The organism is Phaeobacter sp. CAU 1743 (assembly GCF_039839315.1).
GTDB classification, from domain to species: Bacteria; Pseudomonadota; Alphaproteobacteria; order Rhodobacterales; family Rhodobacteraceae; genus Phycobacter; species Phycobacter gallaeciensis_A.
This window is the reverse complement of sequence record NZ_JBDOQR010000103.1, coordinates 1-10,256: the sequence shown is the minus strand read 5'-3', so window position 1 is coordinate 10,256 and position 10,256 is coordinate 1. Positions and strand designations below refer to the sequence as shown.

Below are 10,256 nucleotides of genomic sequence, written 5' to 3'. Positions count from 1 at the left end.
CGAAGGATTGGGAAAAATCCATCGCCAGCGCGGCAGCTTGGGTCACAATCGCACACATCCGCCGCGTCACGCGGATGCTCGCAAGACAATGAATTCACTCGAAAAGTTTTGAATCAGACTCTTAGAGTAATCCGCGTCCACTGCGGTGACCGATACGGTGCCCGTGATATCGCTTTCCGGGGCCTCGGCGATATCAACGCGCAGGGTAACCGTTGCGGAGCCGCCGGTTTCGGATGCGGAAATCGTGCCGAGGCTGGCCAAGTTGGTTGGTGCGGCGTCCGTATAGCTGCTGATCGTATAGGCGCCGGAGTAGCCGAAATAGGTCCAGGCAGCGAGGTAGTAGGTGCCGGAAAGCTCTGGCGAGAAGGTCTTCACTGATCCGTCCCAGGCGCTGGCGCCGCCGGACACACCGTCGACCGGCTCTCCATCCGCGTCGAGGATTTCCAGCCAGCCGCCGGACGTGGCCCCAAAAGGCGAGTCGGCCTGCGCCATGGAGAATCCGTAATCCATTCCGCCAATCGCGTGGAAGGCATAGTAGTCGGTCTCTCCGGTGCGGGCGCTGCCATTGATGACGCCCGTTATGCTGGATCCGATCTCAAGGGTTGGCGCGCCGCTCATGTCGCCTGCGTCCTCGTCCTCCAGATAATCCGCAGGAAGGCCCTGCATGGTGACGGTGTAGCTGCCGCTGCCAGTGACGCGGATGTTATAATAGTCCGAGGGGTGCTCGGCCGTGTAGGTCATCGTGTTGCCGTCGATTGTTGCCCCGGCATCGGTGCCGTCATCCAGCATCTCAAAGGAAACCCCGTCGCCCTCCAGAGTAAACGTGTAGGGCTGATCATAGGCCAGTGAGACCCGGATCAGATCGCCCGCATCGGCGCCGCCTACGGTACCGCTGACGCTGTGACCGGGTTGGATGTCTGCGACGTTCGTCTGAGTGTAGTCAAAATCGTTGGTCCAGTCGCCGTCTTCGGTCAGTTGATACATGGGAAACCTCCTTCACCGTGCCCGTAAATACAGCGCAATTCTAAGGCCGGGCGTACGCGTGGAACGTGACCAGGATCAAATAGGAGCGGGCGGAGGTGGGAGAATTCGCTCAAAAAGTGGATGACGTCACGGTAACTTGTGGCGTGTGCCTCAGCGTAGCACGCTTTGCTCCATGGATACGCCGCTGTGGGTCGGCCACAGCGGGGCCGGGAGAGACTCAAACCCTGGTTTGGCGAAGAAATAGCCCTGCATCAGGTCCACACCCAGATCATATAGCGCATCGTATTCGCCTTGGGTTTCAATCCCTTCGCAGACGATCAGGATACCCATTTCCTCAAGCATCCTGATGGTGTTGCGAACAATCGTCTGTTTAGCCGATGAGACATCGATATTGCGGATCAGCCCGGCGTCCAGTTTCACCACATCCGGCTGGAACATCGTCAGCAGTTTCAGGCCGGAATAGCCGGCGCCGAAATCATCGATGGAGGTCTTGAAGCCAAGGCGGCGATAGGTGGTCAGGATTTCGATCAGCTTGTCCGTGTTCACCCGTTCGGTTTCGGTGAACTCAAACATGATCTGCTCCACCGGAAATCCAGTGCGTTTCGCCGTCTCAAGCGTCAGCCGGATGCAGGCCTTTGGATCGTAAACCGCATTGGGCAGGAAGTTCATCGACAGGAGCGCGCCAGTTTCCGCAAGGTTCAGCTTTGCTGCCAGTTCGATCGAGGTGGTGCGGCACTTCTGGTCAAAGGCGTAAAGCGTATCAGAAGTGACGTGCGAGAACACTTCGCGCGGACCAGCGCCGTCCTTGCCTCGCAGCAGCGCCTCGTAGGCAAAGATCTTTTCCGCGCCAAGGGCGACCATGGGCTGGAACGCCATGGTGATGGGCAGGTCGAACTTTGCGCCATTCCGGCAGGCCTGACATTTTTCCTGTTTCACCGCTGCACCTCCTGAGGATCCGTCTGCGGGGTGTGTAACCTTTCTTCCTAAAGAAAGGTTTATGCATCAGCGGGATGCACCCTCCTTTTTCGGTGAACGGTTGATCGTCGAAGGGGCTCGGCAATGCTGCTCCTAAAAATCGCCGGAGGCCCCCGTTTGGGGGCCTCCGGTCAATGTCTTCTCGGTTCATTGTGAGGCAGCGTGGCCTCAGACAGCCTCGGCCATCATGTCGTCTTCCGTGTCAGCCGGGTCTTCCGGCATCATGTCATCCTCCGGCGGTAGGGTCATGAGAGACATGACATCCGGTTCGGTTGCGGGTTGGCCAAAGGCGACCGGAAGCGTTTCGGACCAGCTGTTCAGCGTCATGCCATTCACCGCTGCCGGGTCGGTTTCGACCTGCGCCTGCGCTTCATCAGTCAGACCACCGTGCAGCTCCTGCGGATCCCGACCGTCGCTGTTGACCACAATCGACACATTGGTGAGGTCCAGATCCTGCAGCGTCAGCGCGCCATCTTCGGACCACAGGGTGAAGTTGAGGTTGTTGACGGTACCTTCGGTGCTGTCCGGCACCTGTCCGAATTGCACGTGGGCGTCATAGTTTTCGGAGACAGTGGCGCCGTTATCCAGCGTGTTCTCAGAATTGGCGGATGCACTGTGGCCGGTCACCGGCAACGCGTTTTCATCCGGGTAGAAGTGCAGTGCATCGGTGCGGCCGTCGTCGCTCAGGTTGAAGAACATGCCGTCGAGATCAGCCTCCTGGCCGTCAAAGGTGGTTGGATCCAGTTTCACGAACAGCTCACCGCCGGGCGTCTGCGTAACGGACACGTCCACCTGGCTGCCGCCTTCTTCGCCCAGGGTGAAAGTGATGGTGGTCTTGCCATCGTCGGTGTTATCGCCGCCGCCGCCGTCTGTACCGCCGGTGCCGCCGGTTCCGCCCGTGCCTCCGGAGCCGCAATGGCCACCGCTGCCCCATCCGCCGGTTCCGCCGGAACCGTGAGTCCCGCCAGAACCGTGGGTGCCACCAGAACCATGCGTTCCGCCAGAGCCGCGGGTTCCGCCAGAGCCATCGGACGCGCAATCATCCTCTTCGTTGCGACCATGGTCCCACCAGTTCTTGCCACCGTGGTTCCACCAGTCCTTGCCGCCGTGATGGCCTTTCGAGCCGCCACCGGTGCCGCCGCCTGATCCGCGACCTGTGCCTTCTCCCGTGCCGCAGCCGTCCTTGCCACCCGATCCCCGGGTGCCGCCAAAGCCTTTGGTTCCGCCGGAGCCCTTGCTGCCACCGGTCCCCTTGCTGCCGCCCGTGCCGTGATCGTCCTTTTCGTCGCGGTCCCACCAGTTTTTATGGCCTTTGCCGCCGTGGCCAAACCGTTCGGACAGATGTCCGTCATACCAGCGCGCGAAGTGTTCGCCGCGCACGCCGCCATTGTGGTAGCTGTTGCTGCCGCAGGCGTCCTTGCCGCTGCTTTTTCCCCAACCGGACCAGCCTTTGTGCGAAAAATGTCCCCAAGTCATACTGTCACCCCTACGATCTGAAATGATGCGTTTCGGCAGGCGCAAAATGGGAGGCGTGCCGCTCAATGGTGAACATATGAAACACGCTGGGGTGGAACAAATTTTCGTCTCATTTTAGTCAAATTCGCGCGTGCATCAGATATTTCAGGAAACAAAGCCATCCTGAGGGCTCTTATTGTTCTGCGAATGAAGTGATTGAAACGTTCAATCATAGCGAGTGGCGCCCGAATCGGTCCGTTTTCCGGGCCTTTGCCCTTGTTTGTCCCGAAAACCGCCGTTTTCTGCTGTCAGGACAGGAGCAAAGAGGCTGAGGTGAAGAGGGACAGACGTGGCGGACGGCAGTTTTGAGGATCGCAAGGCCTATATCTCGGCCAAGGCTGAGATGGTTCTGGGCGCGGCCCCCGAACGGATTTCTGCACCGGGAGGCAATTCACGCTCATCCTTGCGGCTGCATTATCCAGATAACAACGTGATTGCCACGCTGCGGCCCGATTTCCGCCGCACCCACTTAGAGGCGCATGTACTTGAGGAACTAGCGCCCCATTGTGACGATATTCCGCAGGTTCTGGGGGTCAGCGATGATGTGATGTTCCAATCCGACACCGGCGAGATGCGTCTGAATGCAGAGATCATGGAACAGGACCCGGAGGATCAGGTCGAACTGGCCGCCGAGGCGGTGGCGGCGATCTTCCGGATCCAGGCCGCCGGGCGGCAAACCAACCTGGCGGAAATGCTGCCGCATCTGGGATCGAACACGGATTGGGTCACCTCTTTTGTCGGTTCGGTGACCGCGATGGAGCCCTATTCGGTGGGCATCTCCCGCCAGTTCGATATGGCGGCTGTGGCAGAGCGGATGGATCACCCCGGTGTGCAGTTCCTGAAATGGGATTGCCGGTCGGGCAATGCCGCCATCGGAGACGACGGATACCTGCGCTGGTTCGATTTCGAATACGCCGGTCTACGCCACGGGGCCGAGGATCTGGCCTGGCTGATTGCCGATGAAACCTGGCCAATCGCCCCCGATGTGATGGCCGATATCGTGATCGAGAATTTCGATACCGGCTGTGGCCACGACATTGCCGATTACATGGATTACTTGTCAGTCTACACGACGCTGCATTGCGTACAGCGCCTGAAGCTGATCGAGCAGGAGGTTAAACGCCGCGGCTGGCTACGCAAGGAGCGGGTGCGCAAATACGATGATGCGGGCGTGCACCCTGATTTCGCGGTGCAACTGTGCCGGGTCGGGGCCTATTATTCGGCGCAATCGCCGTTGACGGCGCCGCTGACCCGTAATTTCGAGGCAGCTGAGCGCAGCTTTTCCTCGGCGGTTTGACGCGCCGCTGCGCGGTTACAGCCCCATCTGCCGCACTGCCAGATCGCGCATGATCTCTTCGGAGCCGCCGCCGATGGCCATCACCTTGACCTCTCGGTAGATACGTTCGATCCGGTTGCCGCGCAGATAGCCCGCACCACCGAGTATCTGCATCGCTTCGGAGGCGCAGAACTCGCAGGCTTTGGAGGTGAACACCTTCGCCTTGCAGATTTCGGCCACCGGCATCCGCCCTTCGTTCACCTGCCAGCAGATCGTGTTGAGCGTGGCCTCTACCGCGTCGATCCGGGCCGAGATATCGGCGATCTTGTGGCGGATCACCTGATGGCGGATCAGCGGCTTGCCAAAGGTCTGCCGCTCCTGTGCCCAGGCGATACTGTCCTCAAGGCAGGTTTTCATCATGCCCAGCATGCCGGCGATCAGCCCGACCCGTTCGAGGTTGAAATTCTCCATCACCGCCAGAAAGCCATGATTTTCCGGCCCCATCATCCGGTCGGCGGGCAGGCGGACGTCATCGAGGAACAGCGTTGCCTGATCCGAGCACCACCAGCCCATTTTCCGGCTCAGCGCGCTGCGGGTGAACCCCGGGGTGTCTGCTTCGACAAAGAACAGCGAAATCCCCTCCAGCCCCGGCCCACCAGTGCGGGCAGGAATGACGAAATACTCCGACGTCATGCCGCCGGTGATGAAGGTCTTGCTGCCGCTCAGCACCCAGTGATTGCCATCCCGCCGCGCCGTGGTGGTGATATTGGCGACGTCCGATCCGCCGCCCGGCTCCGTCACCGCAAGCGAAGACCCTTTGCGCCCCGCGATCACCTCCGGCAGCACCTGCATCTTGATTTCTTCGCTGGCCAGCCGGGCAATGGGATCAAGCGAGATCTGACGCCCACCCATGGCCGCCGCGACACCGCCCGCGCCGCAGCGGGCGATTTCCTCGCTGTAGGCGGCACGCATGAAGCAGTCGTCAAAGCCAAGCCCGCCGTATTTCTCGTCGATGCCAAAGCCCCAGACGCCCAGCGCCCCGGTTTTCTGGTGCAGCTCCCAGGGGATTTCCCCGGCTTCGTCCCAGTCATCGCAGAAGGGAGTGATTTCCTGCGCCACAAAGCTCCGCAGGCTCTCGCGGAAGGCACGGCGCTCTTCGGTGTCAAAGGGGCTTTGCATGCGGTTTACTCCTTGGGACCGGGGCGGGTCGCCAGATGCGGCGACATAATACGGGCGAACAGATCGACCATCTTGGTGATGATCTCGGGGTCGCGTTCATAGGGTGCCTGACTGTGCAGCCCGCGCATGAAACTACGGCAGATCGACCAGAGCAGCGCCAGATCCTCGCCCGAGGAGGCGGTGTAAAGGTTCGCGATATTGCGGTTGAAGGCGTCGTTATAATCCCAGAGCGAGGGGGTGATGCGCGTGCGCAGGGTTTCATCCGTGCGCGAGGCGACGAGGATTTCCATCACCGCGCGCCCTTCGCGGGTGTTGATCACCCGGGCCCACAGACGGTGCAGCTCGGCGGGCAAATCCTGTGCCGCGCCGCCCTTGCGCAGCATATGGCCGCTTTCGCTCGCCTGTTCCGGGCCGCGCACCGGCGCCAGAAGATGTTCCAGCGTGCGCACCATCATCGCCTCTTTCGAAGGAAAGTGATGGGTCAGCGCCCCGCGCGACACACCAGCGGCGGTCTGTACCCGGTTGATCGAGGTTTCCGCGTATCCCGACTGGTCCAGACAGTCCGTGACCGCATCGAAAATCCGCTGCCGGGTCTTGTCTGCCCGCGTTTCGGCCCGCGTTGTGCCCGCAGCGCCGGGCGCGGTGACGTCGGGTTGGTCTTCGGTTTTCTGTGTCATGCGCCTATCCTTTGAGGAATCGTAAAACAGAACGTTCGGTCGGTTCAATCGTGGAAGGGCTCGCCGGACGTAGCGGAATTTCAATTGGGAGGAGGGCATCCATGCAGCAGGCAGAGGATTTTCGTGCCGAAAGCCGGGCGCTGGCGGCGATACTGGAGGATCTGCCGGAAGAGGCGTTTCACAGGCCGACGCAGTTCAAAGACTGGACCATCGATCACGTGCTGGGCCACCTGCACCTGTTCAACGTGGCGGCAGAAACCTCGCTCAAGGGGGAGGAGGCCTTTGCCGCATTCATCGGCCCGATCGTGCAGGACATGCAATCGGGCAAGACGATCCTGCAATGCCAGTTCCCCTGGCTCGACGGGTTGTCGGGACGGGCGCTATTTGAGGCTTGGAAGGCTGGCGCGGAAACCTGCGCCGATGCCTTTGCTGTGGCCGACCCCAAGGCGCGGGTGAAATGGGTCGGCCCGGACATGAGCGCGCTGTCCTCGATCACCGCACGGCAGATGGAAACCTGGGCGCACGGTCAGGAGGTCTTTGATCTACTGGGGCTGGAGCGGGTGGAGCAGGACCGGATCCGCAATATTGCTCATCTTGGCGTTGCGACTTATGGCTGGACCTTCCTGAACCGGGGAGAAGAGGTGCCCGACCCCGCGCCATTCGTGCAGCTGACCGGACCGTCTTCGGCGGTCTGGGAATGGAACACGCCGCAAGAGGACAACCGGGTTGTCGGATCTGCGGTGGAGTTCGCGCAGGTGGTGACGCAGGTCCGCAATATCGAAGACACCGCGCTGGAGGTGACAGGGGCGACCGCGACGCGCTGGATGGAGATCGCCCAGTGTTTTGCTGGCCCGCCCGAAATGCCCCCCTCGAAAGGGGCCCGTCACAAGGTCTGATCGCTTGCCGCGCCCTCGGCCCTCTGTCTTGTGAACGGGCAGGGGGCTGGCGCGTCGATGAAGATCAGTCGTCTGCCTTGCGGAAACTGCGCCAGGCCCGGGTCAGCCCGGCCAGAGTCATGCGTTCCGCGTCTGCAATGGTGACCGGCAGCCCCTGCATTTCCAATGCAGCAGCATAGGGGCGGGCGGTTTCCGTGTCACCGATCAGCGCCAGTTTTTGCCCTAGCCAGTAAGGGCGGGCGGCGGCCAGTTCGGCGCCCAGCACGGCGCCCCAGATCCGCCCGGTGGCCTCTTCCGGGGTGCAGCTGCCGCCATGCATGGCTGCCTTGGCTTCGGCCAATCGCGCGGCCATCAGTTCCGGCTTTGACATGGTGTCGGCCACGGTTCCGGTCAGCTCACCAGCTGCCCAGTCCTGCACCTGCAATCCGGCCATGGCGCAGGCGGATTCGGCCAGTTCTACGGTCAGGAAGCTTTGAAAACTGACGACTTCATCTGCGCTGATCAGAGCCCAGTGAGTGGTCTTGCCGGGCAGGCAAAGAACCCCGTCCCAGGACGGATTGAGCGCCAGAAACCCGGCGATGCAGGTTTCGGCGCCCTGCATGATGGCAGGCGGCGCCTTTTGCGCCAGCCCGGGCAGTGTGATGAGCACGGTTTCCGGGGGCAGGGCGCTGCCTTGTGGGGCCAGTGGCAGCTGGTCCGGGCGCGTCGGGACGGCCTGCGGTGCGGCCAGGCCGGTGCCACAGGCGACAATTGGCAGTTGCGATGCAGTCAGCTCGCCGCACAGCGCGGCATGGATCTCGGACAAGGCCGGATCGTTGCTGCCCTGCGGCAGATGTGCCTTGCGGCGAGCGCCGGGCGTGTCCCCGGACATGGCCCAGAAAGTCCACTCCGTGCCCTGCGCCTCGGCAGCGATCCAGTTGTCGGACTGAAAAAGAGACGATCTATCTGCAGCCATGGTCATCCGCGCCTTCCGTCTGTTTTGGAATGGCGCGCATAAAGACGCGATTCCCGCCAACAGGCAAGCAGGCGACCGTCAATGTTGCTGGCGCGGCGTTTGATCGCCCCGAAAAGCGGCCAGACCTATCCGCAGGTCTTGGGGTACTATCCAAAAGGTGAGGGGGGATGACCGGAAGAGACGCCAAGCGGTGGCCGGTTTCCGCTGGACAGAGTTGGGAAATATTCAAATCAGGCTATATTGTACAAGCAGCCTGCAGCGTTTCGTGGGGCTGCCTGGCCAAGCGGCGCACCCGCGTACAACGCACGGATGAAACGCCGGGACGCTCTGCCCGGATGCACCACAGAGGCCATGTCAGGGGCCAAGACAATGCCCTCTGACTGTGGTGTTGAGTGTGTTTTGAGTGGGGCTTGTGTTATGACCCGGCATCTGAACCTTGAAAATGCAATTTTCGTCCAATGTGCCGCGCATAGGCTGGCCGAGCTTGGGCATTCTTCGGCAGAGATCTTTCGTGCGGTGCCTTTTGGCCAGAGTCTTGTTGGCCAAGAAGAGCCCTATACCGACAGCCGTTCGATTGCATCGTTCTTTCAGCATGCGGCGAAAATCAGCGAGATTGATCTCTTCGGACTACGGTTCGGGCAGCAGACCGATCTGCGCAAGGCCGGGCTTCTGGGGTATCTGGCGTTGTGTGCGCCGCAGGTGCTGGGGTTTCTGTCGAACCTGTCGGACTACGCCCGCCTATTCGGAGAGGCCCTGCATTTCGATCGCTCCCAGCTTGCTGAAACCGGTGCGCTGACCTGGACCTATGCGGTGGATGCAGGCACTCGCCCCGAGATCCGCGGAGGAGAGAGCCGAGTGCGGACATCTGCTCCAGACACGGCGGGGATCGAGCTAAGCGGACAATACGTGGAATTCCTCGTGGCACTGATCCTGTCGAACCTGCGCCGGTCCAGCCAGACCCGTATCCGGCTGCGGCAGGTGGCGTTCTGCCATCACCGTTTGTCCGGCGCCGCCGAGATGGAAGAGTTCTTTGGCTGCCGTGTCCAGTTTGGTGCGCCGGAAAACCTGTTACGGTTCGAAACCGATGATCTGACGCGGGAGCTTGCGACAGGTGACCCGATCCTGTTGCGTATCCTGCTGCAATGCGCCGCGTCGCAGATGAAGACCATGACGGCCGGGGAGAGAGATATCGCATCGCAGGTTGAGCAGAGCATTTCGCGTCGACTTGCCTCGGGAACGGCGGCGCTGGAGACCGTGGCACAGGACCTTGGCATGAGTCCCCGTACCTTGTCGCGCAAGCTGGGCGCTCAGGGTACCAGTTATTTCGAAATTCTGGAAAACCTGCGCGAGGAAATGGCCACACAATATCTGTTGCACAGCGATCTGGTTCTGGCAGAGATCGCGCATTTGCTGGGCTATCGCGGGCTCAGCTCGTTCAACGATGCCTTCAAGCGTTGGACAGGAAAAAGCCCCGGAAAATTCCGCAGCGGCTCCTGAAACGGCCGCGATCCTGTCGAATCTCATTCTGTTGCAGGCTGATAGCGTGCACGCTTTGCCCGGATCCAATGTGGGGGCTGAGGTGCTCTGCGCCACCGATTCCGGGCCTATATTCCCCAGTTCCCCAACAGTGCGAGCATATTTTGGATTATTGTTTCCCAAATGCGCTGGAATTTAGGGAAAGTCTGAAAAACCTCGTGCTCTTAGCGTGTTGCGGTAGACTGAGCGGGACCTTGAAGGATGCCCGCCGATGCCCAAACAGCCCGCCTTTCCTGCGCTACGCCAGTCGATGAAGAAGAAAC

9 protein-coding genes and 1 pseudogene are annotated in these 10,256 nt (G+C 61.0%); 4 read left to right on the top strand and 6 right to left on the bottom strand.

Annotated features, from left to right (window positions below; translation table 11 throughout):
* Positions 1-92 (top strand): annotated as a pseudogene (locus AAFO90_RS22925) (IS5/IS1182 family transposase); the annotation flags it as partial.
* Here AAFO90_RS22925 and AAFO90_RS22920 read toward each other — a convergent pair.
* From AAFO90_RS22920 to AAFO90_RS22910, 3 genes are all read right to left on the bottom strand, one after another.
* Positions 67-984: a hypothetical protein gene (locus AAFO90_RS22920; protein WP_347510912.1), complete on the bottom strand. Its 918-nt coding sequence runs from the start codon at positions 982-984 to the stop codon at positions 67-69. The pseudogene AAFO90_RS22925 and the gene AAFO90_RS22920 overlap by 26 nt on opposite strands.
* 150 nt (positions 985-1,134) lie before the next feature.
* Positions 1,135-1,920 (bottom strand): EAL domain-containing protein, encoded by a 786-nt coding sequence (locus AAFO90_RS22915; RefSeq protein ID WP_347510911.1) that lies wholly within the window; start codon positions 1,918-1,920, stop codon positions 1,135-1,137.
* Positions 1,921-2,127: 207 nt separating this feature from the next.
* Complete coding sequence (locus AAFO90_RS22910; protein ID WP_347510910.1) at positions 2,128-3,435, bottom strand: hypothetical protein; 1,308 nt, start codon at positions 3,433-3,435, stop codon at positions 2,128-2,130.
* 328 nt (positions 3,436-3,763) lie between these two features.
* On the opposite strand from AAFO90_RS22910, the gene AAFO90_RS22905 reads away from it, so the two are divergent.
* Entirely contained in the window at positions 3,764-4,771 is a 1,008-nt protein-coding gene (locus AAFO90_RS22905; protein WP_347510908.1) for a hypothetical protein, read from the top strand.
* Between the two features lie 15 nt (positions 4,772-4,786).
* Here the strand turns inward: AAFO90_RS22905 and AAFO90_RS22900 are convergent, their stop codons facing one another.
* A complete protein-coding gene (locus AAFO90_RS22900) occupies positions 4,787-5,929 on the bottom strand; it encodes an acyl-CoA dehydrogenase family protein (RefSeq protein WP_274867624.1) in 1,143 nt (380 codons plus the stop codon).
* A 5-nt stretch (positions 5,930-5,934) separates the two neighbouring features.
* Entirely contained in the window at positions 5,935-6,606 is a 672-nt protein-coding gene (locus AAFO90_RS22895; protein WP_347510907.1) for a TetR/AcrR family transcriptional regulator, read from the bottom strand.
* 101 nt (positions 6,607-6,707) lie between these two features.
* Here AAFO90_RS22895 and AAFO90_RS22890 point away from each other — a divergent pair, with 101 nt between their 5' ends.
* Positions 6,708-7,502, top strand: coding sequence for a TIGR03084 family metal-binding protein (locus tag AAFO90_RS22890; RefSeq protein ID WP_065273305.1), 795 nt, complete (start codon positions 6,708-6,710; stop codon positions 7,500-7,502).
* A gap of 64 nt (positions 7,503-7,566) precedes the next feature.
* On the opposite strand, the gene AAFO90_RS22885 is transcribed toward AAFO90_RS22890, so the two are convergent.
* Positions 7,567-8,457, bottom strand: coding sequence for a 2-dehydro-3-deoxygalactonokinase (locus AAFO90_RS22885; RefSeq protein WP_347510906.1), 891 nt, complete (start codon positions 8,455-8,457; stop codon positions 7,567-7,569).
* A gap of 417 nt (positions 8,458-8,874) precedes the next feature.
* Between AAFO90_RS22885 and AAFO90_RS22880 the strand changes: the two genes are divergently transcribed.
* On the top strand, positions 8,875-9,954 hold the full coding sequence (locus tag AAFO90_RS22880; RefSeq protein WP_347510905.1) for an AraC family transcriptional regulator ligand-binding domain-containing protein: 1,080 nt from the start codon (positions 8,875-8,877) through the stop codon (positions 9,952-9,954).
* Positions 9,955-10,256: the final 302 nt, after the last annotated feature.